Source organism: Rhodanobacter lycopersici, from assembly GCF_040812335.1.
Classification (GTDB): domain Bacteria; phylum Pseudomonadota; class Gammaproteobacteria; order Xanthomonadales; family Rhodanobacteraceae; genus Rhodanobacter_A; species Rhodanobacter_A lycopersici.
The window spans coordinates 396441-423116 of sequence record NZ_JBFOHK010000004.1 but is presented as its reverse complement, the minus strand read 5'-3'; the positions used below and the strand labels follow the sequence as shown (position 1 = coordinate 423116).

At 68.1% G+C, this 26676-nt stretch carries 29 protein-coding genes and 1 tRNA gene; 13 read left to right on the top strand and 17 right to left on the bottom strand.

Going from position 1 to position 26676, the window contains the following annotated elements:
• Positions 1 to 25: 25 nt before the first annotated feature.
• A complete protein-coding gene (phoR, locus tag ABQJ54_RS15910; protein WP_437343367.1) occupies positions 26 to 1123 on the bottom strand; it encodes a phosphate regulon sensor histidine kinase PhoR in 1098 nt (365 codons plus the stop codon).
• Positions 1124 to 1138: 15 nt separating this feature from the next.
• On the opposite strand from phoR, the gene ABQJ54_RS15905 reads away from it, so the two are divergent.
• Positions 1139 to 1306: a hypothetical protein gene (locus ABQJ54_RS15905; RefSeq protein WP_367855291.1), complete on the top strand. Its 168-nt coding sequence runs from the start codon at positions 1139 to 1141 to the stop codon at positions 1304 to 1306.
• A 106-nt stretch (positions 1307 to 1412) separates the two neighbouring features.
• On the opposite strand, the gene phoB is transcribed toward ABQJ54_RS15905, so the two are convergent.
• Complete coding sequence (gene phoB / locus ABQJ54_RS15900; RefSeq protein ID WP_367855290.1) at positions 1413 to 2102, bottom strand: phosphate regulon transcriptional regulator PhoB; 690 nt, start codon at positions 2100 to 2102, stop codon at positions 1413 to 1415.
• Positions 2103 to 2290: 188 nt separating this feature from the next.
• A complete protein-coding gene (locus ABQJ54_RS15895) occupies positions 2291 to 3976 on the bottom strand; it encodes a M48 family metalloprotease (protein ID WP_367855289.1) in 1686 nt (561 codons plus the stop codon).
• A gap of 190 nt (positions 3977 to 4166) precedes the next feature.
• Here ABQJ54_RS15895 and grxC point away from each other — a divergent pair, with 190 nt between their 5' ends.
• The 4 genes from grxC to ABQJ54_RS15875 all read left to right on the top strand — a co-directional run bounded on the left by grxC (position 4167) and on the right by ABQJ54_RS15875 (position 7572).
• The gene (gene grxC / locus ABQJ54_RS15890; protein ID WP_367855288.1) at positions 4167 to 4430 is read left to right on the top strand and encodes a glutaredoxin 3; all 264 of its coding nucleotides are present in this window, start codon (positions 4167 to 4169) and stop codon (positions 4428 to 4430) included.
• A complete protein-coding gene (locus ABQJ54_RS15885; RefSeq protein WP_367855287.1) occupies positions 4427 to 4828 on the top strand; it encodes a carboxymuconolactone decarboxylase family protein in 402 nt (133 codons plus the stop codon). The genes grxC and ABQJ54_RS15885 overlap by 4 nt, the downstream gene beginning before the upstream one ends.
• Before the next feature lie 457 nt (positions 4829 to 5285).
• Positions 5286 to 6299, top strand: coding sequence for an isocitrate dehydrogenase (locus tag ABQJ54_RS15880; protein WP_367855286.1), 1014 nt, complete (start codon positions 5286 to 5288; stop codon positions 6297 to 6299).
• A gap of 124 nt (positions 6300 to 6423) precedes the next feature.
• On the top strand, positions 6424 to 7572 hold the full coding sequence (locus ABQJ54_RS15875; protein WP_367855285.1) for a helix-turn-helix domain-containing protein: 1149 nt from the start codon (positions 6424 to 6426) through the stop codon (positions 7570 to 7572).
• Here ABQJ54_RS15875 and ABQJ54_RS15870 read toward each other — a convergent pair.
• The gene (locus ABQJ54_RS15870; RefSeq protein ID WP_367855284.1) at positions 7538 to 8926 is read right to left on the bottom strand and encodes a serine hydrolase domain-containing protein; all 1389 of its coding nucleotides are present in this window, start codon (positions 8924 to 8926) and stop codon (positions 7538 to 7540) included. The genes ABQJ54_RS15875 and ABQJ54_RS15870 overlap by 35 nt on opposite strands.
• Positions 8927 to 8943: 17 nt before the next feature.
• A complete protein-coding gene (locus tag ABQJ54_RS15865) occupies positions 8944 to 9594 on the bottom strand; it encodes a DUF2306 domain-containing protein (RefSeq protein WP_367855283.1) in 651 nt (216 codons plus the stop codon).
• A 219-nt stretch (positions 9595 to 9813) separates the two neighbouring features.
• Here ABQJ54_RS15865 and ABQJ54_RS15860 point away from each other — a divergent pair, with 219 nt between their 5' ends.
• The gene (locus ABQJ54_RS15860) at positions 9814 to 10959 is read left to right on the top strand and encodes an acyltransferase family protein (RefSeq protein ID WP_367855282.1); all 1146 of its coding nucleotides are present in this window, start codon (positions 9814 to 9816) and stop codon (positions 10957 to 10959) included.
• Positions 10960 to 10985: 26 nt separating this feature from the next.
• On the opposite strand, the gene ABQJ54_RS15855 is transcribed toward ABQJ54_RS15860, so the two are convergent.
• From ABQJ54_RS15855 to ABQJ54_RS15825, 7 genes are all read right to left on the bottom strand, one after another.
• The gene (locus ABQJ54_RS15855) at positions 10986 to 11444 is read right to left on the bottom strand and encodes a carboxymuconolactone decarboxylase family protein (RefSeq protein WP_367855281.1); all 459 of its coding nucleotides are present in this window, start codon (positions 11442 to 11444) and stop codon (positions 10986 to 10988) included.
• 49 nt (positions 11445 to 11493) lie between these two features.
• The gene (sigJ, locus tag ABQJ54_RS15850; RefSeq protein ID WP_367855280.1) at positions 11494 to 12414 is read right to left on the bottom strand and encodes an RNA polymerase sigma factor SigJ; all 921 of its coding nucleotides are present in this window, start codon (positions 12412 to 12414) and stop codon (positions 11494 to 11496) included.
• A 59-nt stretch (positions 12415 to 12473) separates the two neighbouring features.
• On the bottom strand, positions 12474 to 13412 hold the full coding sequence (locus ABQJ54_RS15845; protein WP_367855279.1) for an aspartyl/asparaginyl beta-hydroxylase domain-containing protein: 939 nt from the start codon (positions 13410 to 13412) through the stop codon (positions 12474 to 12476).
• Between the two features lie 76 nt (positions 13413 to 13488).
• The gene (gene thiD, locus ABQJ54_RS15840; RefSeq protein ID WP_367855363.1) at positions 13489 to 14274 is read right to left on the bottom strand and encodes a bifunctional hydroxymethylpyrimidine kinase/phosphomethylpyrimidine kinase; all 786 of its coding nucleotides are present in this window, start codon (positions 14272 to 14274) and stop codon (positions 13489 to 13491) included.
• Positions 14268 to 15650, bottom strand: a complete 1383-nt coding sequence (locus tag ABQJ54_RS15835) for a PhoH family protein (protein ID WP_367855278.1) — start codon at positions 15648 to 15650, stop codon at positions 14268 to 14270. Before ABQJ54_RS15835 ends, thiD begins: the two co-directional genes overlap by 7 nt.
• 82 nt (positions 15651 to 15732) lie before the next feature.
• Positions 15733 to 16197 carry a peroxiredoxin gene (locus tag ABQJ54_RS15830; protein ID WP_367855277.1) on the bottom strand — a complete coding sequence of 155 codons (465 nt, stop codon included), beginning with the start codon at positions 16195 to 16197 and terminating at the stop codon, positions 15733 to 15735.
• A gap of 286 nt (positions 16198 to 16483) precedes the next feature.
• Positions 16484 to 17044: a glycine cleavage system transcriptional repressor gene (locus ABQJ54_RS15825; RefSeq protein ID WP_367855276.1), complete on the bottom strand. Its 561-nt coding sequence runs from the start codon at positions 17042 to 17044 to the stop codon at positions 16484 to 16486.
• 117 nt (positions 17045 to 17161) lie between these two features.
• Between ABQJ54_RS15825 and dapA the strand changes: the two genes are divergently transcribed.
• Both dapA and ABQJ54_RS15815 read left to right on the top strand, forming a co-directional pair.
• Positions 17162 to 18055 carry a 4-hydroxy-tetrahydrodipicolinate synthase gene (dapA, locus tag ABQJ54_RS15820; protein ID WP_367855275.1) on the top strand — a complete coding sequence of 298 codons (894 nt, stop codon included), beginning with the start codon at positions 17162 to 17164 and terminating at the stop codon, positions 18053 to 18055.
• Between the two features lie 51 nt (positions 18056 to 18106).
• Complete coding sequence (locus ABQJ54_RS15815; protein WP_367855274.1) at positions 18107 to 18670, top strand: hypothetical protein; 564 nt, start codon at positions 18107 to 18109, stop codon at positions 18668 to 18670.
• Between the two features lie 135 nt (positions 18671 to 18805).
• Here ABQJ54_RS15815 and fdxA read toward each other — a convergent pair whose 3' ends face one another.
• Complete coding sequence (fdxA, locus tag ABQJ54_RS15810; protein ID WP_367855273.1) at positions 18806 to 19129, bottom strand: ferredoxin FdxA; 324 nt, start codon at positions 19127 to 19129, stop codon at positions 18806 to 18808.
• Between the two features lie 484 nt (positions 19130 to 19613).
• Positions 19614 to 19689 (bottom strand) — tRNA-Glu (locus tag ABQJ54_RS15805).
• Positions 19690 to 19833: 144 nt separating this feature from the next.
• Between ABQJ54_RS15805 and pcnB the strand changes: the two genes are divergently transcribed.
• From pcnB to panD, 5 genes are all read left to right on the top strand, one after another.
• The gene (gene pcnB, locus ABQJ54_RS15800; protein ID WP_367855272.1) at positions 19834 to 21183 is read left to right on the top strand and encodes a polynucleotide adenylyltransferase PcnB; all 1350 of its coding nucleotides are present in this window, start codon (positions 19834 to 19836) and stop codon (positions 21181 to 21183) included.
• The gene (gene folK / locus ABQJ54_RS15795; RefSeq protein ID WP_367855271.1) at positions 21180 to 21677 is read left to right on the top strand and encodes a 2-amino-4-hydroxy-6-hydroxymethyldihydropteridine diphosphokinase; all 498 of its coding nucleotides are present in this window, start codon (positions 21180 to 21182) and stop codon (positions 21675 to 21677) included. Before pcnB ends, folK begins: the two co-directional genes overlap by 4 nt.
• Positions 21678 to 21724: 47 nt before the next feature.
• The gene (gene panB / locus ABQJ54_RS15790) at positions 21725 to 22555 is read left to right on the top strand and encodes a 3-methyl-2-oxobutanoate hydroxymethyltransferase (RefSeq protein WP_367855270.1); all 831 of its coding nucleotides are present in this window, start codon (positions 21725 to 21727) and stop codon (positions 22553 to 22555) included.
• Between the two features lie 14 nt (positions 22556 to 22569).
• Positions 22570 to 23415 (top strand): pantoate--beta-alanine ligase, encoded by an 846-nt coding sequence (gene panC / locus ABQJ54_RS15785; RefSeq protein ID WP_367855269.1) that lies wholly within the window; start codon positions 22570 to 22572, stop codon positions 23413 to 23415.
• A 100-nt stretch (positions 23416 to 23515) separates the two neighbouring features.
• Positions 23516 to 23902 carry an aspartate 1-decarboxylase gene (gene panD, locus ABQJ54_RS15780; RefSeq protein WP_367855268.1) on the top strand — a complete coding sequence of 129 codons (387 nt, stop codon included), beginning with the start codon at positions 23516 to 23518 and terminating at the stop codon, positions 23900 to 23902.
• A gap of 106 nt (positions 23903 to 24008) precedes the next feature.
• Here panD and ABQJ54_RS15775 read toward each other — a convergent pair whose 3' ends face one another.
• From ABQJ54_RS15775 to ABQJ54_RS15765, 3 genes are all read right to left on the bottom strand, one after another.
• The gene (locus tag ABQJ54_RS15775; RefSeq protein ID WP_367855267.1) at positions 24009 to 24806 is read right to left on the bottom strand and encodes a MetQ/NlpA family ABC transporter substrate-binding protein; all 798 of its coding nucleotides are present in this window, start codon (positions 24804 to 24806) and stop codon (positions 24009 to 24011) included.
• Between the two features lie 138 nt (positions 24807 to 24944).
• Complete coding sequence (locus tag ABQJ54_RS15770; protein ID WP_367855266.1) at positions 24945 to 25631, bottom strand: methionine ABC transporter permease; 687 nt, start codon at positions 25629 to 25631, stop codon at positions 24945 to 24947.
• Positions 25628 to 26635, bottom strand: a complete 1008-nt coding sequence (locus ABQJ54_RS15765) for a methionine ABC transporter ATP-binding protein (protein ID WP_367855362.1) — start codon at positions 26633 to 26635, stop codon at positions 25628 to 25630. Before ABQJ54_RS15765 ends, ABQJ54_RS15770 begins: the two co-directional genes overlap by 4 nt.
• Positions 26636 to 26676 lie beyond the last annotated feature (41 nt).

Below are 26676 nucleotides of genomic sequence, written 5' to 3'. Positions count from 1 at the left end.
GGTGCGCGGTGCGGCGCGCGGCGCTTCAGCTTTCGTCGGGGGCTCCACCGGGCGCCAGCAGGCGTTCGGGACCGAAATGGCAGGCGAAGGTGGAGCCGCGGCCCGGCTCGCTTTCGATGCTCAGCCGCGCCTGGTGCAGGTTCAGCACGTGCTTGACGATGGACAGGCCCAGTCCGGTGCCGCCGGTGCCGCGCGAGCGGCTGGAGGAGACACGGTAGAAGCGCTCGGTGAGCCGGGCGAGATGGCTGGCGGGGATGCCGTAGCCGGTGTCGCTGACCGAGTACGTCGCGCCGTCGTCGCTGCGCCGCCAGCGGATCGTGATGCTGCCGCCGGCCGGGGTGTAGCGCACCGCGTTGCTGACCAGGTTGGAGAGCGCGCTGTGCAGGTCCTTGGGCGAGCCGAGCAGGTCGAGCCCGGCATCGGCCTCCACCGTGACGGTGTGGCGACCCTGGCTGAGCGCCTCGGCTTCCTTGCGCAGCGTGGCCAGCAATGGCGTCATCGGCACGCGCTCGTCATCGACGCGATGCTGGGTTTCCAGTCGCGACAGGGTGAGCAGGTCTTCCACGATCTGGCCCATGCGCTTGGATTGCGCGCGCATCTCGCCGAGCACGGGCGCCAGTGCGGGCGCATCCTCCGGGTCGATCAGCTCGAGGTAGCCGTGGATCACCGTGAGCGGCGTACGCAGTTCGTGCGAGACGTTGGCCACGAAGTCGCGGCGCATCTGTTCCAGCCGGGTGACGTGGCTGGTGTCGCGCGCCAGCAGCACCTGCTGGCGGCGTCCGAACGGCAGCAGGCTCACGCTGATCTGGCTGTCCGGCTTGCCGGGGGCGATGGTGTCGTGCAGCGGTTCGCGCTCGCCGCCCTGCTGCAGCCAGCCGGCCAGCTCGGAGGCCTGCAACCGCTGTCGCAGTGGTACGCCGCGGTCCTGCGGCAGGTGCAGGCCGAGCAGGGTCTCGGCGGCGTGGTTGCACCAGCGCACGTGCTGGTCCTGGTCGAGCAGGACCACGCCGTCGGGCAACTGGCTGGCAGTGCGGCGGAGATCGCGCAGGTTGGTGGCGAGGCGGCGGGTACGCATCAGGAGGCGGTCTTGGCGTGGCGTGGCAACCCTGGAGGGCGCCGGCATGATGGATGGCGTCACATGACCGAATCGGGTCAGCAGCAAGACGATTTCCGCCACGGCGACGATCGCCACACCCGTCGCAATGCGGTTACCGGCCAGCCAACCGAAAAGCGCCCCCGCGAGCAGGCCGGCGAAGCACATGGCAGGCAGTTTCCAGCGGTGGAGAATGGACATCGAAAGGCGTGATGGTTGGCAGGCTGGATGCAGAGCTTACAAGCGTGCCCGCCGATGCACCTGGCTCGTCATCCCGGCCTGCGCCGGGATGACGAGCAAGAGGCTGGCTTCCGGCTGGTCAGAGGCTGGCCGAGAAGCGGTAGCCGCTGCCGCGCACGGTCTGCACCATGTCATGCAACTGCCACGGTTCCAGCGTCTTGCGCAGGCGGCGGATGTGTACGTCCACGGTGCGCTCCTCCACGTACACGCTGCCGCCCCACACGTGGTCGAGCAGTTGCGCACGCGAGTACACGCGTTCGGCATGGGTCATGAAGAAGTGCAGCAGGCGGTATTCGGTGGGCCCGATCGTCACCGCGTCGTCACCGGCGAACACGCGGTGCGCGGGGCCGTCGATGCGCAGCCGGCCCAGCTCCACCACGCCGGAGCCGTCGTCGCCGTGGCTGCGGCGCAGCACCGCCTTGATCCGCGCGATCAGCTCGCGGGTCGAGAAGGGCTTGATCACGTAGTCGTCCACGCCGGCCTCGAGGCCGTTGACGCGGTCCATTTCCTCGCCGCGCGCGGTGAGCATGATGATCGGGATCTCCCGGCTCAGCTCTTCCTTGCGCAGGCGGCGGGCCAGTTCCAGCCCGCTCATGCCCGGCAGCATCCAGTCCAGCAGGATCAGGTCGGGCACCTGTTCGGAAATGGCCAGCTGGGCGGAGCGGGCGTCGGCGGCCTGCATCGCCTCCATGTCGGCCTTGCGCAGGGCGAATGCGATCATGTCGCGGATCGAGGTTTCGTCTTCGACGATCAGGATGCGTTTGTGCACGCGTCGGCGTCCGTTGGCCTGTGACCGTGATATTGCAGTGCAGAAATGTTACGCCGCGATGACATGGATTGTCTGTCCGAGTTATTGGTGCGTTCGTCCATGAACGCTGAAGTCAGGCAGCGGCCGTGTGTGTCTGTGCGTTCGTTTATGGGCACAGAGATCAAAGGCGGCCATCCTTGGCCACACTCTCAATAAGAGGCCTTGTCCAGGCCGAGGCACAGTCGTCCCGCGCAGCGCCCGTCCTGCAGCTGCTGGGAGCCGTTCCGGGTGGCGGGGTTGTCCGGTGTCTCGATCTTGCGCTTGCGCAGCTCCAGCACCAGCGGGGTGAGCTCGGCGATGCGCGCCTGGATGCGGGCGCGCGCGTAGTAGTTGAGGTCGTCGCGCTTGAGCAGGCGTTTCAGTTGCTCCATGGCGTCGAACGGGCGCCCCGAGTAGTAGCTGGCGTCGGCGAAGGCCTCGCCGGCGCGCTCGTTATCACCAGCCTTCTCGCTGGCGCGGGCATAGGCGCTGTAGATCTCGGGCTGGTCGCTGTTTTCCAGCAGCGGGCGCAGCAGGTCCGCCGCGGTGGCGGCTTGCGTCTTGTCGCCACTGTCGGTGAGCGCGGTGGCGTAGGCCAGTGCCACCGCCTTGTTGCGCGGCGATTGCTGGTTGAGCGAGTGGTAGAGCGCCAGCGCGGCGTCGCGCCGGCCGGCCTGCAGTTCGGCGTCGGCCAGGGCCAGGTTGAGGATCAGGCTGTCCTTGTGCGCCTTCAGCAGCGGCTGCAACTGCGCTATCGCCTGTTCGCCGCGGCTGCTGCGGGTGAGCGCCAGCGCATAGCCGTAGTGATTGGCCGGCGTGTCGAAATCCGGGTGCTCCTTGAGGTTGCTGCTGTACCAGGTGGCCAGCCGGACGGCATTGCCGGACAGCACGCGCACCCGTTCGCGCATCAGCGCGTAGGTGCTCAGGCCGCCCGGGTCGGAGCTGCCCCTGCCGAGCCGGATCGGCGCGTGCACGAACGGCATCGGCGTGGTGATCTGTTCCCACTGGCCCTTGAGCAGGGTGTCGTCGGAAGGGTGCAGCTTCTGCGCGGCGATCAGCGCGCCGGCACGCGCCTTGGCGTCGGCGATGCGGTCGGAGGTGACCGGGTGGTCCTGCAGGAAGGATGGCGCTTCGCCAGCGGCACCGACGCTCATCACGTCTTCCATGTGCTGGAAGAACGCGGCCATCGCGTTGGGGTCGAAGCCGGCGTTGGCGAGCGTCTGGATACCGGCGCGGTCGGCCTCGATCTCGTCCTTGCGGGTGAAGTTGATCTGCTTCTGCGCGAGCAGGCCCTGGCCGCCGGCGAGCACCGCTATCGGCGCGTCGCCGGCGCTGCGGCCACCGGTCGCGCCGGCGGCGATGGCGCCCAGCACCACCAGTGCCATCAGCGGCGCGTCCTTCTTCGAGGCCTCGAACGCGCGCTGCAGGTGGTTCTGGGTGATGTGGCCGATCTCGTGGGCGATCACCCCGGCCAGCTCGCTCTCGTTGCGGGTGATCGTGATCAGTCCCGAATTCACCGCGATGTAGCCGCCCGGCGCGGCGAAGGCGTTGATCTCGTCGTCCTTGACGATGAAGAACGCGAAGTGGTCGCGCGGCTTGGCGCAGGCGGCGACCAGCCGGAAGCCGAGGTCGTTGATGTAGTCGTCCAGCAGCGGGTCGTCCACCACCATGTCCAGCGCGCGCATCTGGCGCAGCATCGCGGCGCCGTAGTCCTGCGCCTCCTGCGGCGAGATCAGCGCGTTCGCCGAGCTGCCCAGGTCGGGCAGGCGCACGTCGTCCTGCGCACCGGCAACGAAGGCGAGGCCGGCGAGGATCAGGGTGGTCAGCAGGCGCGTGGCGGGGCGTCGTGGTGCCATGGCTAGGGTGTCGGCGGACAATTAACATGGACCATTGCGATCATCCTTGATCGCGAGGGTCAAACGGGCGGCCATCCGTGGCCGCACTATTCAATGGATGACCGCGTGCGGTAGTGTCGGTTCACCGTGCAGTGGCTTGTTCCGGGGGCTTTTGCCCCCATTTTGCGGCGCAGGCAATCGGAGTTTCGTGATGTCCAAGATCGAAGTCTATTCCACCGCGGTATGTCCGTACTGCGTGGCGGCCAAGAACCTGCTCAAGGCCAAGGGCCTGACCTGGGAAGACATCCGCGTGGATACCGACCCCGCGCAGCGCGACGCCATGCTGACGCGCAGCGGCGGCCGCCGTACCGTGCCGCAGATCTTCATCAACGACCAGTTGGTGGGCGGCTACGACGATCTGGTCGCCGCCGAACGCAGCGGCAAGCTGGACGAACTGCTGGGCGAAGCCGCATGAGCGGCGGGCAGGGTGGTGAAAAGGACCGCTTGGCCGAGTTCACCGCGTTCCGCCAGTGTATGAACGAGCGCATCCTGGCCGAGGACAACCAGGTGGTGCGGCGCTTCTTCGCGCTCGACACGCAGACCTACAAGCCCGGTGCGCTGGACGTGAAGACCAAGGAGCTGCTGGGCCTGGTCGCCTCGATGGTGCTGCGCTGCGACGACTGCATCAGCTACCACGTGGCGCAGTGCAAGGAAGCCGGCGTCACCCGCGAGGAGTTCTTCGAGACCTTCAGCGTGGGCCTGGTGGTGGGCGGTTCCATCGTGATCCCGCACCTGCGCCGCGCGGTGGATTTCCTCGACCAGCTCGAAGCCGGTGACGCCGGTTCGACCGGAAACTGCGCCGACCACGCCTGACGGCTTTTCTCCCTCTCCCCGCCGGGGGCGAAACCATGTTGCTTGCGAGCCACTGGCTCGCACATGGCTGAGCGCCCGAGCGCTGGCGCGAGGGCCGGCGGTTGCTTGGCGAGGAACGAGCCTAGCAACGGGCTGGGGTGAGGGGCAGGTCTTGCGACAGGGTCAGTGCGAAGCCCGCTTTGATCGGGCGCCACCGCAAGATTGATCCCTCACCTCGATCCTCTTCCTCGCTCCTCAAAGCAGGGCCGTCCTTGGCCCTTCCCCGCGTCCCAGAGGGGAGAGGAAGAACGGCGCCGTGCCATTTCCCGCAACGCTCCGTGCGAGGATTTTCAACGTCTTGCGCCAGCCTGCGACTGTTCGCTGCCGTACGGATCGGCGATAATTGCAGGGTTATCGATCCCCGTGCGCCGCACTGCCGGCGCCGATCGACGGTTTCATTCCCCAAGGAGTTTCCCCCATGAGCAAGACCATCGCGGTGATCCCGGGCGACGGCATCGGCCCGGAGATCATGACCGCCACGCTGCGCGTGCTCGACGCGCTGGACTGCGGCCTGAAATACGACTTCGTCGACGCCGGCATGGTGGCGCTGGAGAAGCACGGAGACCTGCTGCCCAAGGCCACGCTGGACAGGATCGGCGAGCACAAGGTGGCGCTGAAGGGCCCGCTGACCACGCCGATCGGCGGCGGCTTCACCTCGATCAACGTCACCCTGCGCCGCCACTTCGACCTGTACGCGAACGTGCGTCCGGCGGTGAGCTTTCCCGGTACCAAGGCGCGCTTCGACAATATCGACATCATCACGGTGCGCGAGAACACCGAGGGTGCCTACCTGTCCGAGGGGCAGACCCTGTCCGAGGACGGCGAGACCGCGATCTCGATGGTGCGCAACACCCGCAAGGGTTCCAGCCGCATCGTGCGCTATGCCTTCGAGCTAGCGGTGAAGAAGGGCCGCAAGAAGGTCACCGCGGTGCACAAGGCGAACATCATCAAGACCGCCTCGGGCCTGTTTCTCAACGTGGCGCGCGAGATCGCCAGGGAATACCCGCAGATCGAGTTCAACGAGATGATCGTGGACAACACCTGCATGCAGCTGGTGATGAAGCCCGAGCAGTTCGACGTGATCGTCACCACCAACCTGTTCGGCGACATCCTGTCGGATCTCTGTGCCGGCCTGGTCGGCGGCCTGGGCCTGGCGCCGGGCGACAACATCGGCACAGAGGCCGCGATCTTCGAGGCCGTGCACGGCTCGGCCCCCGACATCGCCGGCAAGGGCATCGCCAACCCCTGCGCGCTGCTGCTGGCCGCGTCCGACATGCTCGACCACCTCGGCATTGTGGACAAGGGCGACAAGCTGCGCGCCGCGATCCGCGACACCATGACGAACGACCGCGACAGCGTGACGCCGGATCTCGGCGGCAAGGGCAGCACCGCGAGCTTCGGCGAGGCGATCGCGAAGCGCGTCAAGGGCTGAGCATCCGCGCCATCGGCACGCAAGGCCGCGGCATCGTCCGCGGCCTTGTCGTTTCCGGATCATGCGGAACGGTTGCTAGCATGGGTGCTCCGAGCTTGCCGGCAGCCCTCGCGCCAACCATCCGATGGACATCTCGTTCTGGGTTTTCGTCTACATCGCCGCCGCCGTGCAGGCGGCGCTGCTGGCGCTGGCGTTGTGGCGCCGCTCCGCCAACCGCGAGGCGAACCGCCTGCTCGCCGTGTGGGTGGCGCTGGCCGGCGTCGATCTGGCGGTGAAGGCAGGCTACTGGCACACGCTGGCGCCGGAGTGGTTCCGCGTCTACCGCTTCGTGGCGCTGTTCCCGTTTCTCTACGGCAGCCTGTTCTTCCTCTACGTGCGGGCGCTGACCCGGCGGCAGGGGTTCCGCTGGCGCGACCTGTGGCATCTGCTCGGTTTCGCGGCGATGCTGCTCGTCACCGGCCACGTGCTGCTGGCGAGTACGGCACGGTTGCAGGCGATGTCGGCGAGCTGGATCGCGGGCGAGCGCTCGATCGGCCACTGGTTCGACATCGTGCTGTTCGTCTACAGCCTGTCCTACGTGGCGGCGGCGCTGGTCCAGGTGCACCGCTACCGCCGGCGCCTGCGCGAGCGACGTTCCGACGCCGACCGCCTTTCGCTGCGCTGGATCGACACGATGGCCGCATGCCAGGTCGTGATCTGGTGCATCGCCATCGTGCAGGCCCTGGTGGACCTGCCGATCCTCAATTACGGCCTGCTGTTCGGCACCATCGCGGCATGGATCTGCGTGGTGGGCTGGTTCAGCCTGGGCCAGCCGCCGGTGGCGGTCGAGCCCGAGACTGCCCCGGCGGACGGGGAGGCCACTGCGCCCATGACGGCCACCGGACCGGACGACGCACGCTACGACGACGTCGCGTCGCGCCTGACGCAACTGATGGACGGCGCCGCACCGCTGTACCTGGAGCCGGCGCTGACCATCGGCCAGGTGGCGAAGCGCAGCGGCTATCCCGAGTACCTGGTGTCGGCGGTGATCAATCGCCGCTTCGGCGGCACGTTCTGGGACTACATCAACCGGCTGCGCGTGGAGGCGGCCCGTGCCCATCTTGCCGATGCCGGCGACACGCGCACCATCCTCGACATCGCCTACGCCTGCGGCTTCACTTCCAAATCCACTTTCAACGCTGCCTTCAAGCGGCAGGTGGGCGAGACGCCGAGCGGCTACCGCAAGGCGGCCCAGTTGCTCACGACCGCGGCTGGTGGTGCAGGGCGGCGATGACCGCTGCCACCAGGTCGCCGGTGTCGTCGCCGTAATCGAGCGAGATGCCCATGCGCACCACCACCAGCCGCTCGGACGGCACGATCACCACGTACTGCCCGAACGCGCCGCGCGCGTAGTACATGTCCTTCGGCAGCTGCGGCATGCCCCAGGGTGCGTCCCACACCGGCACCCTGGTGTCGTTCTTGACGTTCAGCCAGAAGCCTGCGCCGTAGCCGGTATCCAGTGTCTGCGAGTGGCTGTAGGCCACCCAGCCTTCGGGCAGGATGCGTTTGCCGTCGACCATGCCGTCGTCGAGGTAGAGCTGGCCGAAGCGGGCGAAGTCGCGCGCCGTGCCGTAGCTGCCGCTCGAGCCGATCAGGGTGCCGTCGGCGTCGGCTTGCATCACCGTGTGCGCCATGCCCAGCGGCGCGAACAGCTCGCGCCGCGCGAAGCGTTCGGCATTCACGGCGTTGCCGCCGGTGGCGTCGGTGACCATGCGGCCAAGCAGCACGTAGCCCAGGTTGCTGTAACCCCACACGGTGCCGGGCGCGTGGGCCGGCGGCATTTGCGCCGCGTAACCGGCCATGTCGCGTTCCAGGAAGGCCATGCGCGCAAACGGGTTCAGTGCGTCGTCGGTCTCGTCGAATGGCAGGCCGCTGTCCATGCGCAGCAGCTGGTCGATGGTGATCGCATGATGCGGGTTGCCGGGCGAGCGCCATCCGGCGACCGGTGCGGGTTGCTCCAGCCGCAGCCTGCCTTCGCGTACCAGGATGCCGATCAGCGCGCTGGTCAGCGACTTGGTCAGCGAGTGTGCCCAGATCGGCGTGTCCGGCCCGTAGCCGGGCGCGTAGCGCTCGGCGATCAGTCGGCCGTCGTGCAGCACCACGATGGCCTTGGTGTTGCGCGGGTGTGCGGGGTCGGGTTCGGCGAAGGCACGGTCCAGCGCCTGGCGGATGGCGGGATCGTCCGATGCGACCGGACGGTCCGGGAACGGGCTGGCGACGAAGGCCGGTGCAAAACCGGCGGCTTCGGGCACCGGGCCATCGCCGTGCATCAGCAGGCAGCCCAGTCCCGGGCGGAACACGGCACGTGCACCGAAGCCCCCCAGCACACTGGCATGCACTTCGTCGTGCGCGCGATCCACGCGCCAGCGGATCGCCCAGCCGATGCCGCGCATCAGCGGCGCGTGCTGTTCGCGGAACACGCGGCCGGGATCGACGCGGCTGACGAACACGGCGTCGCACAGTCCCTGGCTGACCGAGCCGCTGGCGACGAACAGCAAGGGCTTGCCCGCCGTGCAAAGCCAGGCCGTGCCGACGAGCACGATGGCCAGCAGCAGGCCCAGCAGGATTTTCAGGACGCGTGTGGCCATGATGTTCTTCCTTCTTTTCACGGTTGCGCCGCCGTTGTGGCGACGGATGGGTGCGGTCGGGCGGCGGGGAGGCGCAGCAAGGCTTCGCATACGGCCAGGTTGATCGGCCAGCAGGACCAGGTCGCGAAGACGTAGACGGGCAGGAACGGCAGGTGCAACACCATGCCGATGGCCAGGATCAGCCGCAGCGTCACCGCGGCGAAAGTCAGCGCGGCGGTACGGCACATCCAGCGGCGGTGGCCGGCGAAGTCGCCGCTCACGATATGGCGGATGCCGTTGCCCATGCAGAACAGCCAGACCACGGCCAGGGTGGCCAGAGCCATGCCGCTGGCCGCGCCGCCCTGCGTGTGCCGGGCCATCGACAGGGCCCCGGCCGCGGCGATCAGGATGCCGCCGGCGGACAGCCAGCCGCCCAGTCGGTGCAGGTGCGGCGCCCGCCGGCGCATGCCCGCGCTCAACTGCAGCGGGGTCAGCAGCAGCACAAGGCCGGCGCCGAAGAAATGCGCCGGCACGTCCAGTCCCGAGATGGCGAACCGGGCGGCGAACCAGTCGTGTGGCGGGTGGTCGCGGTAGAGATAGGCGAAGGCGTAGGCAGCGACGGCCACCGAAAGCGCGGTGAACGCCATGGTGGCGATACGGCGCAAGAGCCGGGTGGGTCGTTCGTGCATGCGGCTGTCTCCGTTCGTCGGGAGGGGCGCTCAGCATGCGTTGGTGTGCCTCCGGCCTCGTCCGAGGCGGCGGAACCGTACGGCAGCATGGTTCCGGCAGGTGCGATCCGGCTGGTTCGCACCTGCCCGGTGCCCACCGGAAGCCATGGGCAGGCTCTAAGATGGGCGTTCGCCCGCCGGTACGCCGCCGGCTTCGGGCGTCGATCGACAGGAGAGTGCATGAAGGCGAGGGAGTGGCTGTCGGGTCTGTGGGGTGGCCGGCCCGGCCCGGCGACGCGTCACATCACCACCGTGGCCGATGGTCTGGCCGGCGGCCGCGACAACTTCCTGCTGCTGCGGCTGCTGGCGGCGAGCCTGGTGATCTACGGCCACGCGCCGGCCATCACCGGTGGCCGGGGCTGGCCGGATGTCTTCGTCTGGCTGGGCTGGGGCAGCTACTCCGGCGACCTGGCGGTGGACGTGTTCTTCGTGGTGAGCGGCTTCATGATCGCCGGCAGCTATCTGCGCCGGCGGCACCTGGCGGACTTCCTGTGGGCGCGGCTGCTGCGCATCTATCCCGCCTACATCGTGTGCCTGCTGGGCACGGCCTTCGTGCTGGGCGCCGCCTGCACCAGCCTGCCGCTGCATGACTACTACGGCAGCCACGAGGTGGTGCGCTACGTGTCGAAGAACGTCCAGCTCGGCAAGGGGCTGTTGTGGGAACTGCCGGGCGTGTTCACCGGCAATCCGAAGCTGGCGTTCGTCAACGGCTCGATCTGGACGCTGCCGGCCGAGGTGCGCATGTATCTCTGGGTGGCGCTGGCGGGCGTGCTGGGCATCCTGTCGCGTCGCTGGTGCTGCAACCTGCTGCTGGCGGCCCTGTTCGTCTGCGGGCTGCTGGCCCCCGCGCACGTGCCGCTGGTGCCGCTGGCCTCGTTCCTGCGGCTGGCCGGCTGCTTCGCACTGGGCGTGTTCTGCTGCGTCAACCGCGAGCGCGTCCCGGTGGGCTGGTGGTGCGTGGCCGTGCTGGCCGCGCTGGCGTGGCTGCTGCACGCGACGCCGCTCTATCCGTTTGTCTTCGCGCTGGCGCTCACCGCCTTCGTGTTCGCGTTCGGGTATGCCTCGCCGTGGCTGGGTTGCCTGCGCTTCGGCGACTACTCGTACGGCCTGTACCTGTGGGGCTATCCGGTGCAGCAGCTGGTGGCGCATCTCGCCCCGCGGTTGACGCCGGCGGCCAACATCCTGCTGGCCTGGCCGTTGGCCATGCTGCTGGCGGTGCTGTCCTGGCACCTGATCGAGCAACCGGCGCTGCGGCTGAAATCCTTGCCGGGCGCGGTGCAGGCGAAGGCGCGAGGGGTGTTCGCGCGCATCCGCGCAGGCACTTGAGAGTCTGCGCGGGCGCGCCTGCCGCGTCAGTGCGACGCGGGCTTGTAGTGGCCGCCTTCCGTACGCACGGCGATGTTGAGCCGGTTCCAGGTATTGATCAGGCCGATCAGCAGGACCAGGTCGATCACCGCGGCCTCGTCGAAATGCTGGCGCAGCCGCTCGTAGAGCGCGTCGGACACCGACTCGTGCGAGGGCAGCTCGGTGAGCTCCTCGGCGAAGGCCAGGGCGGCCTGTTCGGCTTCGCTGTACAGCTTGGTTTCGCGCCAGGCGGGCAGCAGGTGCAGGCGCTGCTCGGTTTCGCCGGCGGCGCGGGCGTCCTTGCTGTGCATGTCCAGGCAGAACGCGCAGCCGTTGATCTGCGAGCAGCGCATCAGCACGAGGTCGGCCAGCTTCGCATCAAGGTGGCCGCGTGCGCGGATCTCCTCGCCGAGCTTGACCAGCGGCTGCATGGTGGCGTAGTGGCGTTGTATGGAAATGCGGGTCATGGGGGAACTCCTTGGCTGGGTAGTGGGGGTGACGGCCGGATCGGGCCGTTCAGTGCAAGGACGTGCCGGCCTGCGGATCCGTTACCGTCGCCGCCAGGCGTGCCAGCTTGCCCGGGTGGCGCAGCGCATGGATGGCGGTGATGTGCTCGCCGTCGCCCTCGACCCAGATCGCGGTGGTCAGCATGCTGCCGGACCAGGCCAGCAGGACCGGTGCCCCGTTGAGCATGAGCATGTCGTAGCGCAGCGGCTGCAGGCGGGTGTTGTAGGCGATCTGCAGGTACAGCCGCGCAAGCCGTTCGGCGCCGTGCAGCGGGTGCAGGGTGGCGGCCACCACGCCGCCGCCGTCGCTGATGTGGATGGCGTCCTCGGCGAACAGCGCCTGCAGCGATGCCAGCGTGGGTTGTTCCATGGCCGCCACGAAACGCTGCAGCAGGCGCTGCTGCGCGCGTGCGTCCACGCTGTAGCGCGGGCGGTTCTCGCGCAGTCGCGCCCTGGCGCGATGCACGCGCTGGCGGCAGGCGTTCTCGGCGATGCCGAGGATGGCCGCCGTCTCGGCATGGCTGTAGTCGAACACCTCGTTGAGCAGGAAGGCGGCACGCTCGTCCGGTCCCAGCCGTTCCAGCAGGGTGAGGAAGGAGAGGGTGAGGCTCTGGTCGCGCTCCAGCGCTGCCTCGGGCGTCCCGGCGGTGCCGGCGTGCGCATCCTCATCCACCAGCGGTTCGGGCAGCCACGGACCGGGGTAGTGCGCGCGCTCCGTCTTGGCGCGGCGCAGCCGATCCAGCGCCAGGCGCGTGGTCACGGTAACCAGCCAGGCTTCCGGGTCGTCCAGTGCGGCGGTGTCCTGTGCATGCCAGCGCAGCCAGGCGTCGTGCAGCACGTCCTCGGCGTCGGCGGGCGTGCCGAGCATGCGGTAGGCCAGCCCGAACAGGCGCGGGCGGTGTTGCTGGAACAGGGCGGTTTGCGTATCCACGGCGGTTTCCTCAAAGGGATCGCAGCAAGGACGCGCTGGCGGGCTCTGGCGTTACAGCTTCAGCGGACGAACGGCCACGGCGCGCAGACGATCAGCCATGCCAGCACCAGCATGCCCAGGTATTTCAGCGTGCGGAACAGTTTCGGGTGCTTCTTCTTGAACGCGCGGTTGCGCTCGCGGTTGCGCTGGTTGAGCGCGAACACGCGGTTGACGAAGCCGGTCTTTTCCTCCGGCGATTCGGTGTTCGGCGAAGCGGTGATCTTGCCCATGAAGGCCCCCACGCGATGGTTGATCGCGCTCATCCAGCGCGTGCGCAGCGGGCGTTCCACGTCGGCGAACAGGATCACCCGGGTCTGGTCGGTCTTGTTCTCCACCCAGTGCACGTAGGTCTCGTCGAACACCACGTCCTTGCCGTCGCCCCAAGCGTGTTCCTCGCCGTCGACGAAGATGCGGCAGTCGCGCGAGTTCGGCGTGATCAGGCCGAGGTGGTAGCGCAGCGAGCCCGCGAACGGGTCGCGGTGCGGGTTCAGCCGGCTGTTCGGCGCCAGCGTGGCGAACATCGCCGCCTTGATGCTGGGGATGGATTTCAGCAGCGTCACGGTCTTCGGGCACAGCGCCTCGGCCGAGGCCAGCGGCGCGCCGTACCATTTCAGGTAGAAGCGCTTCCAGCCCTGCTTGAAGAAGCTGTTGAAGCTGGCGTCGTTGCCGCCTTGGGCTGCGCGGATATGCCCTTCGTCGAACAGCGACAGCGCTTCCTCGCGGATGGTCTGCCAGTTCGCCTGCAACAGGTCGAGTTGCGGGAAGCCGCGGCGGTCGAGGATGGGGCGCGCCGGCACCGCCGAAAACGCGTACATCAGGAGGTTGTACGGCGCGAAGATCGCGGAGTGATCCACCAGCTGGCGGTCGAAACGCAGGCGCGCCCGCCCGCGCAGGTGCACCAGCAGCACGCACAGCGCGAACAGCAGGATCAGGATCAGCAGGACGAGGCGCGGGGTCATCGGGGTTGGCGGCCGGGTGAGGCGGGATGGGACGCCATTCTAGCGCCCGTGCCGTGAACCGCCGCAGCGCGCCAGCTCAGTGCGACAACACGCGCAAGGGTGCGCCGCCAGGCTGGTAGCCGCGCGCCAGCGCACGCTGCACGTAGGCCACGGCGCGCCGCACGGCGCCACGCGGCGTTTGTCCCTTGGCCAGTTCGGCGGCAACCGCCGAGGCCAGCGTGCAGCCGGTGCCGTGGGCTTCCAGCTTCAGCCGCGGGTGGCGCAGCTCCAGCACGCCGCGATCGTCGAAGAAGCGGTCCGCCACCTCGCGGCCGCCGCCATGGCCGCCCTTGAGCAGCACGGCCTTGGCACCCAGGTCACGCAGCTCGTTGCCGGCGCGGGCGCAATCCTTCGCGTTGCGGATCGGATAGCCCAGCAGCGCCTCGGCCTCGGGCAGGTTGGGCGTGAGCACGTCGGCCAGCGGGATCAGCTCGTTCACCAGCACCGCGATGGCGCCCTCGTCCAGTAGGCGCGCGCCGCTGGTGGCGATCATCACCGGATCGACCACCAGCCACGCCGGCTTGCGCGCGGCCAGCTCGCGCGCCACCAGCCGCACGATCGCCGCGCTGCCCAGCATGCCGGTCTTCACCACACCGATGGGGAAGTCGTCGAACACCGCGGCGATCTGGCTGCGGATGTGCGCCAGCGGCACCGGGTGCACCGCCGTCACGCCGCGCGTGTTCTGCGAGGTGATCGCGGCGATCGCCGACAAGCCGTGGACGCCGCGTGCGTGGAAGGTTTTCAGATCGGCCTGGATGCCCGCGCCGCCGCCGGAGTCGGAGCCGGCGATGGTGAGGGCGATGGGTGGTGCGTTTCTCACAATGCCTCGGATGCGAAATCCGCCAGCCGCGAGCGTTCGCCGCGGCGCAGGGTGACATGCGCCGAATGCTCCCACTGCTTGAAGCGGTCCACCGCGTAGGTGAGGCCGGAAGTAGTCTCGGTGAGGTAGGGCGTGTCGATCTGCTCCACGTTGCCGAGGCAGACGATCTTGGTGCCGGGGCCGGCGCGGGTGATCAGGGTCTTCATCTGCTTGGGCGTGAGGTTCTGCGCCTCGTCGATGATCAGGTAGCGCGACAGGAAGGTGCGTCCGCGCATGAAGTTCAGCGAGCGGATCTTGATGCGCGAGGCGAGCAGGTCGTTGGTGGCCTGGCGGCCCCAGGAGCCGCCTTCCTCCGGATTGGCTAGCACTTCGAGGTTGTCGGTGAGCGCGCCCATCCACGGCGTCATCTTCTCTTCCTCGGTGCCGGGCAGGAAACCGATGTCCTCGCCCACGCTCACCGTGGCGCGGGTCATGATGATCTCGCGGTAGCGCTGCTGGTCCATCACCTGGGCAAGGCCCGCGGCCAGCGCCAGCAGGGTCTTGCCGGTGCCGGCGGTGCCGAGCAGGGTGACGAAGTCCACGTCCGGGTCCATCAGCACGTTGAGCGCGAAATTCTGCTCGCGGTTGCGCGCGGCGATGCCCCAGACGTGGTGGTTGGCATGGCTGTGGTCGTCCATCAGCGCCAGCGTGGCCTTGTCGTCGGCGTCCAAGTGCAGCACGCGCAGTTCGACGCCGCCTTCGCCGGACAGGTACAGGCACTCGTTCGGGTACCAGTCCTCGTCCTCGTGGCGATCGAGCTTGTAGTAGGTGCGGCCGCGCTCGTTCCACGACTCGACCTCGGGATGCTTGTCCCAGAAGTCCTCGGGCAGCGCGGCCGAGCCGGTGTAGAGCAGGGCGAAGTCGTCCAGCGCGCGGTCGTTCTCGTAGTCCTCCGCATCGATGCCGTAGATCTTGGCCTTGATGCGCAGGTTGATGTCCTTGGTGACCAGGATCACCGCGCGCTCGGGGTTCTGGTCGCGCAGCTCGATCACCGCGGCGAGGATCAGGTTGTCCGCCTTGCCGTGATTGGCGCTGGTGCGCTGCTGGAAGTACAGGCGCCCCACCGCGGCGCCGCGCTTGAGGTTGATGCCCTGCGGGCTGGCCAGCTCCAGTCCGTTGCTGATGCCGTGGCCGTTGCCGCGCACGATCAACTCGTTGAGGAAGCGGCTGACCTGGCGGCCGTTGCGCGAGACTTCCGAGGCGCCTTTCTTCTTTTCGTCCAGCTCCTCCAGCACCGTCATCGGGATGAACACGTCGTGTTCCTCGAAGCGGAACAGCGAGGTGGGATCGTGCAGCAGCACGTTGGTGTCCAGGGCGTAGATACGCTTGCTTCCGGTCATGCGGCGGGAACCTCGCGAGGGGCAGTACGAAGGAATCGCGGCATGGCGGATGCCGCGGGCACGATGCTGGGAAAGGCGGTGGTCACTTGCCGGCGGGAATCGCGTCGAGCACGGCCTGGGCGTGGCCCGGTACCTTCACGCCGCGCCATTCGGCGGCGAGCTTGCCGTCCGGGTCGATCAGGAAGGTGCTGCGCACCACGCCCATGTGGCGCTTGCCGTAGAGCACCTTCTCGTGGATCACGTCGAAGGCGCGGCACCAAGTCTCGTCCGGATCGGATACCAGCGGGAACGGCAGCTCCTGCCTGGCGGCGAAGTTGGCGTGGGATTTCATCGAGTCGCGCGAGACGCCGACGATCTCGGCATGGCGCTTCCTGAACTTCGGGTAGAGGTCGCGGAAGTCCTTCGCCTCGTTGGTGCAGCCGGGGGTGGAGTCCTTGGGGTAGAAATACAACACCACCCATTGACCCTTGAGATCGGCGAGCTTCAGCGTGCTGCCGTCGCCGGTGGTGCCGCCCAGGGCCGGGGCCTTCTTTCCGATGTCTGGCATGGTCTCTCCGGAAACCCGACGGGGTTTCGCCTGTGTACGGGGCAGAGACTAGCGCGATGAATGTTACGGATGACAGCCTTGTCAGGCATGCGTCGGCGGAGCATCCTGAGAGTCTGTCTGCGCTCTCCGCATGACGGCCACGGCAAGGCAACCCGAAGGGCTCGGTCTGTTTGCCCGCATGCCGGCGTCATCACTCGATCATGGACGGGCGTCCACTTCCTCATTCTTCCTTGGCCTGCGCGCAAACAGTTTCCGGCGCGGGCCATGTGGAGAGCGCAGACAGGCTCTAAAACTTCACCGGATCCATGATCGCATCCAGGTTCAACCCGTCGCACAGCTCCAGGAAATCGTCGCGTAAGGCGGCGATGTGCACGTCGGCCGGAATGCCGATCGTGAACTGCGCCTGGAACATCTCCGCACCGGTCTGCATCGCGTGGTAGCGGGTGGAGTGCAGCTGCTCCACGCTGATGCCCTGCTGGCTGAAGAACTCCACGATGCGCACCACGATGCCGGGGCGGTCGGCGGAAATGATCTCGACCATGTAGGGCAGCAGGTGCGAATTCGGCTCGCGCGGTGCCGTGCGGTAATGGCTCAGCCGCAGGTTCTCGTCGCGCGCCAGCTTGTTCAGCGCCGTCTCCAGTTTGGCCAGCGCGTCCCAGGCGCCGTTCGCCAGCAGCATGATCGATACCTCGTTGCCGATCGTGGCCACGCGCGACTCGGCCAGGCTGCAGCCGGCATCGGCGATGCGGCGGGTCAGCGCGGTGAGCGGCGAATGGCCGGCGGAGGTCAGTGCGTGGATCAGCAACTGGTTATCGCTGCCCGAGCGGGCGGAGGGCGTCGGTTTCAAATGGGGTGGCCTGTGCCGGATCCCGCGCGGCGCGGGAATCGCGCCGGCCAGCTTACTTGCCGCTCCCGCAAGCCCGCAAGTAACATGCAAGGCTGGTTTATCAAGCGGTAGCCGACCTTGGACATACGCGGAAGCATCTGCGCGCTGGCGACACCGTTCGCACCTGATGGCGCGCTCGATCTGCCGGCGTTCGCACGCCTGCTCGACCATCAGCTCGCCGGCGGCACGCAGGCGCTGGTGGTGGCCGGTTCCACCGGCGAGGCGCACATGCTCGAACACGACGAGTTCGATCGCCTGCTCGCGTTCGCGGTGGAACACGTGGCCGGCCGCGTGCCGGTGATCGCCGGTACCGGCGAGGCGGGCACCGCGAAAACCGTGGCGGTGACGCGTCGCGCCAAGGCGCTGGGGGCCGACGCCGCGCTGGTGGTGACGCCGTATTACGTGCGGCCCACCCAGGAGGGCATGCGCCGGCACTTCCTCGAGGTGGCCGAGCACGGCGGCTTGCCGGTGGTGCTCTACAACGTGCCGAGCCGCACCGCCTGCGATCTGCTGCCCGAGACGGTGGCACAGCTCGCCGGGCACCCGGCCATCGTCGGCATCAAGGAGGCGCGCGCCGATGCCGGGCGCATCGCCGCGCTGGCGGAACTTGTGCGCCCGGATTTCGTCTATCTCTCCGGCGACGACGGCACGGCCGGGCAGGCAATGCTTGCTGGTGCGGCCGGTACCGTGTCGGTGGTGGCGAACCTGGTGCCCAAGGCGTTCCGCGCGCTGTGCGACGCGGCCACCGGCGGTGACCGCGCCGCCACCGCGCGTTGCGGGGATGCACTGGCGCCGCTGCTGCAAGCGTTGAACTGCGCACCGAACCCGATCGCGGTGAAGGCCGGCCTGCCGGAACTGGGGCTGGGTTCGGCGCTGCCGCGGTTGCCGCTGGTGGAGCTCGCGGAGGGCCCGGATCGCGCCATTTTGCGCGAGGCGCTGTCCAGTCTGGCATCCTTGGCACACGCTGCCTGATCGAAAGCCGCGTTGGCGGCCATTACCGACCCTTCCACGGAAATCCTTTGCATGAAGAAATCCTCGCTCCTCGTGACCCTGCCGGCGCTGGCCTTCGCGGGCCTGCTGCTCTCCGGTTGCGGCATGTTCCGATCCACGAAAGCGTGGGAGACGGCCAAGCAGGAGGCCCCGCTGGAAATTCCGCCGGGCATGGACACGCCGCCGGCGACTGCCGCACTGGTCATCCCGCCGCCTGGCTCGGGCACGCCGCAGGCCGCTCCCGTTCCCGGCGAGATCTCCGACGCCTTCGTGGTGTCCGGCACCGTCGACGCTACCTACCAGAAGGTGGGCCAGCTGCTGGCAGGCGGCAGCGCAGGCCAGGTGACCGGCCATGACGACAGCGCGCACACCTACGCCGTGAACGTGGTGGGTGGCGAGGCGCCGGCGAAGAAGCGGGGCTTCATCGGCCGCATGTTCCACCACGACAAGAGCAAGGCCACGTCCGATACCGCCACGCACGCGGTGCAGGTCACTGTGAACGCCAGCGGCAGCAGTGCCAGCGAGGTGCGTGTGCGGGGCGACGAGGGTGCGGTCGCGAAGCTGACCGATGCGTTGAAGAAGGGCATGGCCGGCTGATTCCGTCCGTGCTTCCGCAAATGAAAAATGCCGCCCACCGGGCGGCATTTTCGTTGAGTGGTGCAGCCAGGGATGGCTGCCCATTTGATCTTCGCGATCATGGATGATCGCAAGGCTATCGCGTCACGCCGGGTTTCAGCGCTCCAGCAGCTTGAGCTTGTCCGGCTTGCCTTCCCAGTCCCTGGCGTCGGCGGGGGCATCCTTGCGCTCGGTGATCACCGGCCACGCTTTCGCCAGGTCGGCGTTCAGCGCCACGAAGCCTTCCTGGCCGGCTGGCACGTCGTCCTCAGGATAGATCGCGTTGATCGGGCACTCCGGTTCGCACAGCGTGCAGTCGATACACTCGTCCGGATCGATCACCAGGAAATTCGGACCCTCATGGAAGGCGTCGACCGGGCAGACTTCCACGCAGTCGGTGTACTTGCACTTGATGCAGTTGTCGGTGACGACAAAGGTCATGGGGATGGGGCTCTTGCGTTGTGGCGCTGGCAAGTATGACTGCAACGTGCGGGGAGTGAAAAGTCGCCGGCGCGACTTGCGGGTTGCCCCCTCTCCCGCTTGCGGGAGAGGGCAGGGGAGAGGGGGCTTTTGTCCTCACGCCTACGCAAGCGACAAAGCGGTTTCGGCCGCCTGCCGGCACCCGATAGAAATAGCCGGGTTCAATCCACCGGAACTACAAGCAGGATGTGCTGAGGGCATTGGAGCCGGTCCCGTCTACGTGATACACGATGCGGCCATGTCCGCCGTATCTGGAGACCGGGGCTGGAGAGCTGTTGCCGTGGCGGTTGCTCCAAAAACAAACGGCACGACCGTTGGATCGTGCCGGCTGTTCCTGAGGAGTGCGGCCATGGATGGCCGCGGTTGGCGCTTGGGCAAGGCGAGCGCTTGAAGCTTGTCGCATTGCCGCGCCGAGCAGCGATTCCGGATGAATCGCAAAAGCAAATGGCGCTCCCAACGAGGTTCGAACTCGTGTTCCCGCCTTGAGAGGGCGGTGTCCTGGGCCACTAGACGATGGGAGCGGATTGACGCGGAGCGCGGTAGTATAGCCGAAATGTTTCGCCCGGCAATGCCCCGGCGACGGCAGGTAAGATGAGCGGCTGCAGGCCGTCGCGCCGCCGCCTTGGCCGTGCGCCGGACACGATACCCGCAAGGACTCCACACGCTTGAATCCCGAAGCCAGGAACGACGTCAGGCCCGCGTTGCGCATCATCCCGCGCGAGCAGCACACGATTTCCCGCAAGAACATCAGCAAGGCCGCGCTGCGCGTGCTGTACCGCCTCAACGAGGCCGGCTACGACGCCTTCCTGGTCGGCGGCGCGGTGCGCGACCTGCTGCTGGGTGGCCGGCCCAAGGATTTCGACGTGGCCACCAGCGCCACGCCGGACGAAGTGAAAAAGCTGTTCCGCAATTGCCGCCTGATCGGCCGTCGCTTCCGGCTGGCCCACGTGGTGTTCGGACCGGAGATCATCGAGGTGGCCACCTTCCGCGGCACCGGCGAGGAGGAAGGCACGGAGGGCGAGCGCCATATCGTCGATGGCCGCATCGTGCGCGACAACGTGTGGGGCACGATCGAAGAGGACGCGCTGCGTCGCGATTTCCGCGTCAACGCGATGTATTACGACATCAGTGATTTCTCGGTGCGCGACTACGTGGGCGGCATGCAGGATCTGGAGGATCGCGTGCTGCGCCTGATCGGCGAGCCGGTCACGCGCTATCGCGAGGATCCGGTGCGGATGCTGCGTGCGGCCCGGCTGGCCGCCAAGCTCGGCTTCAGCATCGACGCGGCTGCCGCGGCGCCGTTCGAGGAACTGGGGCCGCTCCTGGCCGAGGCGGCACCTGCCCGGTTGTTCGACGAATCGCTGAAGATGTTTCTCGCCGGACACGGGCTGAAGAGCTTCCGCATGCTCGAACAGTGCGGCCTGCTCAAGTTCCTGTTCCCGGCCACCGCGCGCGCGCTGAAGCGTGGCGACGAGGCGCTGCGCGCGCTGGTCGAGCAGGGCCTGGCGAATACCGACGCGCGCGTCGCGGAAGGCAAGTCGGTGACCCCGGCCTTCCTGTTCGCGGTGCTGCTGTGGGGCGAGGTGCGCGATCTGGCGCAGCAGCAGATCGCCCGTGGCAAGGACGCCAACGAGGCCTGGGCGCGCGCCGCGCTGCAGGTGGTGGGCGAGCAGTGCCAGCGCGTGGCGATCCCGCGCCGCTTCACCTTCACCATGGAGGAGATCTGGTCGCTGCAGCCGCGCTTCGAGCAGATCCAGCGCAAGAAGGTGCTGCGCCTGCTGGCGCATCCGCGCTTCCGCGCCGCGTTCGACTTTCTGCTGCTGCGCGCGCACGAGTCATCGGCGATCCGCGAGCTGGGCCTGTGGTGGGACCATGCGCAGCAACTGCCGCACGAGACGCTGGCGGCGGCGCTGCCGGCACATGGCGGCAGCGCCGAGCCCGAGGCGGCCGCGCCGGCCAGTGCAGCGCGCAAGCGGCGCCGGCGCAAGCCGGCGAACAAGCCAAAACCGGCGTGACCGCGGCCTACGTCGCACTGGGCGGCAACCTGGGCGATCCGCGACAGCAGTTGCTGGATGCCGTGGACGCACTCGGCCGCCTGCCTGCCACGCGACTGCTGCGCCGCTCGCGCCTGTACCGCACGCCGCCCTGGGGCGTGCTGGAGCAGCCCCCGTTCATCAACGCCGCGGTGCTGCTGGATACCCGCCTCGCGCCGCACGACCTGCTCGGCGCGCTGCTGGCGATCGAGCAGCGCGCCGGCCGCGTGCGCGCCGAGCGCAACGGCCCGCGCATGCTGGATCTCGACCTGCTGCACATGGAGGGCGTGCAGCTCGACGATGAGCGGCTCGTCCTGCCGCACCCGCGCATTGCCGAGCGCGCCTTCGTGCTGCTGCCGCTGGCCGACCTGGCGCCGGATCTGCTGCTGCCGGGGCAGGGGCGCGTGGCCGAACTGCTCGCCGCGGCGGATACCCGGGGCTGCGAGTGCCTGGGCGAAGGCCGACTGGCCGAATGATGCGGTGCAGCGGATAATCGGCCGATCCCCGCCTTCGAGACGACATCGTGTACGTGGATCCCGCCAATATTCCTGCCCGCAAGCCGGTCACCGTGCCCGGCCTGCACGCGATGAAGGCCGCAGGCCGTCGCATCGCGATGCTCACCGCCTACGACTACAGCCTCGCTGCGCAACTGGAACTGGCCGGCATCGACGTGGCCCTGGTCGGCGACTCGCTGGGCATGGTGATCCAGGGCCACAGGAGCACCCTGCCGGTGACGCTGGACCACATGGTCTACCACACCCAGGCGGTGGCGCGCGGTTTGTCGGCCACGTTGCTGATCGCGGACCTGCCGTTCATGGCCGACCGCGACCTGCCGCACGTGCTGGAAGCCGGCGCGCGGCTGGTGGGCGACGCGGGCGCGGCGATGGTGAAGATCGAGGGCGCCGCGCCGCACATCCTTGAGGCGATTGCCGCGCTGGTCGCGCGCGTGATCCCGGTCTGCGCCCATCTGGGCCTCACCCCGCAGTCGGTGCACAAGTTCGGCGGCTTCCGCATCCAGGGCCGCGAGCAGGAGACGGCCGACCGCATCTTCGCCGAGGCACAGGCGGTACAGGCCGCGGGTGCCGACCTGCTGGTGCTGGAAGGCGTGCCCAGCGCACTGGGCGAGCGGGTGACGAAAGCGCTGAAGATCCCGGTGATCGGCATCGGCGCGGGTCCGCACTGCGACGGCCAGGTGCTGGTGATCCACGACATGCTTGGCATCACGCCCGGCAAGCGACCCAAGTTCAGCAAGGATTTCCTTGCCGGCCGCGATGCTGTGTCGGCGGCGATCGCGGCCTATGCGGCGGACGTGCGCAGCGGGGCGTTCCCCGCGCCCGAGCATTGCTTCAACTGAACAACGGCGATCTCATGCAGACAGTGCAAGACCTTCCGGCCCTGCGCGCCGCGATCCGCAGCTGGCGGGCCCAGGGCCAGACCGTGGGGCTGGTGCCCACCATGGGCAACCTGCATGCGGGGCACTACTCGCTGCTGAAGCTGGCGCGCGCGCGCGCCGATCGCGTGGTGGCCAGCGTGTTCGTCAATCCCACCCAGTTCGGCCCGAACGAGGATTTCGAGCGCTACCCGCGCACGCTGGTGCAGGACCAGGCCGGCCTGGCCGAGCATGATTGCGACCTGCTGTTCGCGCCCGAGGTGGCGACGATGTACCCGTTCGGCGCCGAGCACGGCGTCAGCATCCGCGTGCCGCAGCTCACCGACACGCTGGAGGGGGCGCACCGCCCCGGCCATTTCGATGGCGTGGCCACCGTGGTGTGCAAGCTGTTCAACCAGGTGCAGCCCGACATCGCCGTGTTCGGCCAGAAGGATTTCCAGCAGCTCAAGGTGATCGAGCGCATGGTGCGCGACCTGGCACTGCCGCTGAAAGTGGTGGGCGCGCCGACCCAGCGCGCCGACGACGGGCTGGCATTGAGTTCGCGCAACCAGTACCTGTCGGCGGAAGAGCGCGCGCTGGCGCCGCAGATCCATGCCACGCTGCTGCAGATGCGCGAGCTGGTCGACAAGGGCCATGCATGGCGCATCGTCGAGGAAGCTGCGCAGTCGAAGCTGGAGCGGGCGGGCTTCGTGCCCGACTACGTGGCGCTCCGCCGCGCCGAGGATCTGGCCGAGCCGGATGCCGGCGAGCACACGGGGCTGGTGGCGCTGATTGCCGCGCGGCTGGGCACGACGCGGCTGATCGACAACTTGCAGTTCGACTGAACTGCCCGCATTTCCAAGCTGAACGGGCGATGTTGCGGTGCAATGTCGGCGGTTCGATAATGCGCAGCCACGCGGGCCGTTCCCGCAGGAACCCGAAGTCATGCAACTGAACATGTTCAAGGCGAAGATCCACCGCGCCACCGTCAGCCACGCCGAGCTGCATTACGAGGGCTCGATCGCGATCGACGGCAACCTGCTCGATGCCGCGGGCATCCGCGAGTACGAGCAGATCCATGCCTGGGACATCGACAACGGCCAGCGCTTCGTCACCTACGCGCTGCGCGCCGAGGAAGGCTCGGGCATCATCTCGGTGAACGGCAGCGCCGCGCGCAGCGTGCAGGTGGGCGATCTCATCATCATCGCCGCGTTCGCCCAGGTCGACGAGAAGGAGCTGGCGCAGTTCCAGCCCACCTGCGTCTATGTGGACGAGAACAACCGCATCACCCACACCAACCGCTCGATCCCGAAGCAGATGGCGGCCGCCTGAGCGGCCTGCCATGGGCCCCGTAGGAGCGGCTTCAGCCGCGACGGGGTGATCGCTGCACGCGAATCGCGGCTGAAGCCGCTCCTACGGGCGATCCACAAGCCGGCGCTCAGAACGCCGGCAGCACCGCGCCTTTGTACTTCTTCTCGATGAAGGCCTTGATCTCGGGGCTGGTCAGCGCCTTCGCCAGTTTCTGCACGCGCGGGTCATCCTTGTTGTCGGGACGGCCCACCAGATAGTTCACGTAGGGCGAGTCCTTGTCTTCGATCAGCAGGGCGTCCTTGGTCGGATTGAGCCCGGCCGCCAGTGCGTAGTTGGTGTTGATCAGTGCCAGATCCACCTCGTCCAGCGTGCGCGGCAGCATGGCCGCCTCCAGTTCCTTGAACTTCAGCTGTTTCGGGTTCGCCGTGATGTCCTTCGGCGTGGCCAGCGCGTTGCCCGGGTCCTTCAGCGTGATCAGGTGGTTCTTCGCCAGCAGCAATAGGGCGCGGCCCTCGTTGCTGGGATCGTTGGGCAGCGCCACCGTGGCACCGTCCGGCAGTTGGTCGATGCTCTTGATCTTGCGCGAGTAGGCGCCGAACGGCTCGATGTGCACGCCCACGACGGGTACCAGATGGGTGCCATGCTCGCGGTTGAACGCATCGAGATAGGGCCCGGTCTGGAAATAGTTCAGGTCGATGTTCTTCTCGACCACCTGCATGTTCGGCTGCACGTAGTCGGCGAACACCTTGATTTCCAGGTTCACGCCTTCCTTCGCGAGGATGGGTTGCGCCTGCTTGAGGATCTCCGCGTGCGGCACCGCGGTGGCGGCCACGACCAGCGTATTCGCATCCTGCTTCGGCGCGGAGCAGGCCGCGAGCAGCAGGGCAAAGGCCGTGGCGCCGGCCGCCCGCAACATCCGCTTCATGACGGTTTGCGGGCGAAGCCGGCGAGCAGCAGCAGCGAAAGGATGGCGGAGATGGCGGCGAGCAGCAGCATGGATCATGGCGGTTTCCGGGAGGGGTTCCAGACTAGGCGTCCATTCGTTGGTGGGGAAATAACCGGATCAGTGTTGCTTATAACGCGCCACGATACGGTCGCCGAGCATCTGCAGCAGCTGCACCAGAACGATCAGCAGCACCACGGTGACCAGCATGTAGTCGGACTTGTAGCTCAGATAGCCGTAGCGGTACGCAAGGTCGCCGAGGCCGCCCGAGCCGATCGCGCCGCCCATCGCGGTATAGCCCACCAGCGCGATCGCGGTCACCGTGATGCCGGCGGCGATGCCGGCGCGCGCCTCGGGCAGCAACACGTGGCGCACGATCTGCCAGGTACTGGCGCCCATCGCCTGGGCCGCCTCGATCACGCCCTGCTGCACTTCGCGCAGGGCGGTCTCCACCAGCCGCGCGAAGAACGGCGCGGCGCCGATCACCAGCGGCGGGATCGCGCCGCGCACGCCCAGCTTGGTGCCCACCAGCGCATAGGTCACCGGCATCAGCACGATCATCAGGATGATGAAGGGCACCGAGCGCAGCACGTTCACTACCAGCGAAGTGATGCCGTACAGCTTCGGCATCGCGCGCAGCTGGCCCCGGCCGGTGAGGTAGAGCAGCACGCCCAGCGGCAGGCCGATCAGCACCGTGAGCGCCAGTGCGCCGCCCAGCATCAGCAAGGTGTCGATGCAGGCGCGGCCCAGTTCGCCCCAGTCGTCGATGTTGGGAAACAGCGTCTGCGGCAGCGGCGCGGCGGTCATGGCAGTTCCTCGATCTCGATGCCCGCCTCGCGCAGCGCGGCGAGTGCGGTGTCGGTATTCGCGCCTTCCAGCGCCAGGGTGAGCTGGCCGTAGGGCAGATCCTTGATGCGGTCGATGCGGCCGGCGAGCAGGTTGAAGTCCACGCCGCTCTCGCGCATCACCCGGCTCAGCACCGGGCTGAGCGTGGTGGCGCCGCGGAAGGTGAGGCGCAGCTTGCGGCCGCCCACCTGCATAGGCGGCGCCTGCGTGCTGGCGGCTTCCTCCGGCAGCGCCTCGTTGACGAAGCGCCGCGTGGTGGCGTGCTGCGGGTGCAGGAACACGTCGGCCACCGTGCCGCTCTCCACGATGCGCCCGGCGTCGAGCACCGCCACGCGGTCGCAGATGCGGCGTACCACGTCCATCTCGTGGGTGATCAGCACGATGGTGAGTTTCAGCTCGCGGTTGATCGCCGTAAGCAGGTCGAGCACCGCGGCCGTGGTCTGCGGGTCGAGCGCGCTGGTGGCTTCGTCGCAGAGCAGGATCTCGGGACGGTTCGCCAATGCGCGGGCGATGCCAACGCGCTGTTTCTGGCCTCCGGAGAGCTGCGATGGATACTTGCCTGCGTGTTCGCTGAGCCCCACGCGTTCCAGCAGCTCGCCGACGCGGGCGTGGATTTTCGCGGCGTCGCGCTCGCCCGCGAGGCGCAGCGGGAACGCCACGTTGTCCGCCACCGTCTGCGAGGCGAGCAGGTTGAAGTGCTGGAAGATCATGCCGATGCGCCGCCGCTGCGCGCGCAGCGCGGGCTCGGGGAGCGAGGTCATCTCGGTGTCGCCGATCAGGATGCGCCCGCCGCTGGGGCGTTCCAGCAGGTTGATGAGGCGGATCAGCGTGGATTTGCCTGCGCCGGAATGGCCGATGATGCCGAACACCTCGCCATCCACGATGTCGAGGTTGAACGGTTGCAGCGCGGGGATCTCCCGGCCGCCCACGCGGTAGGACTTGCGTACGTCGAGGAAACGGATCACGGGCATCGGGCGTCGAGGTGGGCGGACATTCTAGCGTCTGG

Excerpts from the sequence above, each read along its gene's own strand:
- phoR (WP_437343367.1), bottom strand. The coding sequence starts at position 1,123 with ATGCCGGCGCCCTCCAGGGTTGCCACGCCACGCCAAGACCGCCTCCTG.
- ABQJ54_RS15905 (WP_367855291.1), top strand. The coding sequence starts at position 1,139 with ATGACCGAATCGGGTCAGCAGCAAGACGATTTCCGCCACGGCGACGAT.
- ABQJ54_RS15895 (WP_367855289.1), bottom strand. The coding sequence starts at position 3,976 with ATGGCACCACGACGCCCCGCCACGCGCCTGCTGACCACCCTGATCCTC.
- grxC (WP_367855288.1), top strand. The coding sequence starts at position 4,167 with ATGTCCAAGATCGAAGTCTATTCCACCGCGGTATGTCCGTACTGCGTG.
- ABQJ54_RS15885 (WP_367855287.1), top strand. The coding sequence starts at position 4,427 with ATGAGCGGCGGGCAGGGTGGTGAAAAGGACCGCTTGGCCGAGTTCACC.
- ABQJ54_RS15880 (WP_367855286.1), top strand. The coding sequence starts at position 5,286 with ATGAGCAAGACCATCGCGGTGATCCCGGGCGACGGCATCGGCCCGGAG.
- ABQJ54_RS15875 (WP_367855285.1), top strand. The coding sequence starts at position 6,424 with ATGGACATCTCGTTCTGGGTTTTCGTCTACATCGCCGCCGCCGTGCAG.
- ABQJ54_RS15870 (WP_367855284.1), bottom strand. The coding sequence starts at position 8,926 with ATGGCCACACGCGTCCTGAAAATCCTGCTGGGCCTGCTGCTGGCCATC.
- ABQJ54_RS15865 (WP_367855283.1), bottom strand. The coding sequence starts at position 9,594 with ATGCACGAACGACCCACCCGGCTCTTGCGCCGTATCGCCACCATGGCG.
- ABQJ54_RS15860 (WP_367855282.1), top strand. The coding sequence starts at position 9,814 with ATGAAGGCGAGGGAGTGGCTGTCGGGTCTGTGGGGTGGCCGGCCCGGC.
- ABQJ54_RS15855 (WP_367855281.1), bottom strand. The coding sequence starts at position 11,444 with ATGACCCGCATTTCCATACAACGCCACTACGCCACCATGCAGCCGCTG.
- ABQJ54_RS15845 (WP_367855279.1), bottom strand. The coding sequence starts at position 13,412 with ATGACCCCGCGCCTCGTCCTGCTGATCCTGATCCTGCTGTTCGCGCTG.
- ABQJ54_RS15835 (WP_367855278.1), bottom strand. The coding sequence starts at position 15,650 with ATGACCGGAAGCAAGCGTATCTACGCCCTGGACACCAACGTGCTGCTG.
- ABQJ54_RS15830 (WP_367855277.1), bottom strand. The coding sequence starts at position 16,197 with ATGCCAGACATCGGAAAGAAGGCCCCGGCCCTGGGCGGCACCACCGGC.
- ABQJ54_RS15815 (WP_367855274.1), top strand. The coding sequence starts at position 18,107 with ATGAAGAAATCCTCGCTCCTCGTGACCCTGCCGGCGCTGGCCTTCGCG.
- fdxA (WP_367855273.1), bottom strand. The coding sequence starts at position 19,129 with ATGACCTTTGTCGTCACCGACAACTGCATCAAGTGCAAGTACACCGAC.
- panC (WP_367855269.1), top strand. The coding sequence starts at position 22,570 with ATGCAGACAGTGCAAGACCTTCCGGCCCTGCGCGCCGCGATCCGCAGC.
- panD (WP_367855268.1), top strand. The coding sequence starts at position 23,516 with ATGCAACTGAACATGTTCAAGGCGAAGATCCACCGCGCCACCGTCAGC.
- ABQJ54_RS15775 (WP_367855267.1), bottom strand. The coding sequence starts at position 24,806 with ATGAAGCGGATGTTGCGGGCGGCCGGCGCCACGGCCTTTGCCCTGCTG.
- ABQJ54_RS15770 (WP_367855266.1), bottom strand. The coding sequence starts at position 25,631 with ATGACCGCCGCGCCGCTGCCGCAGACGCTGTTTCCCAACATCGACGAC.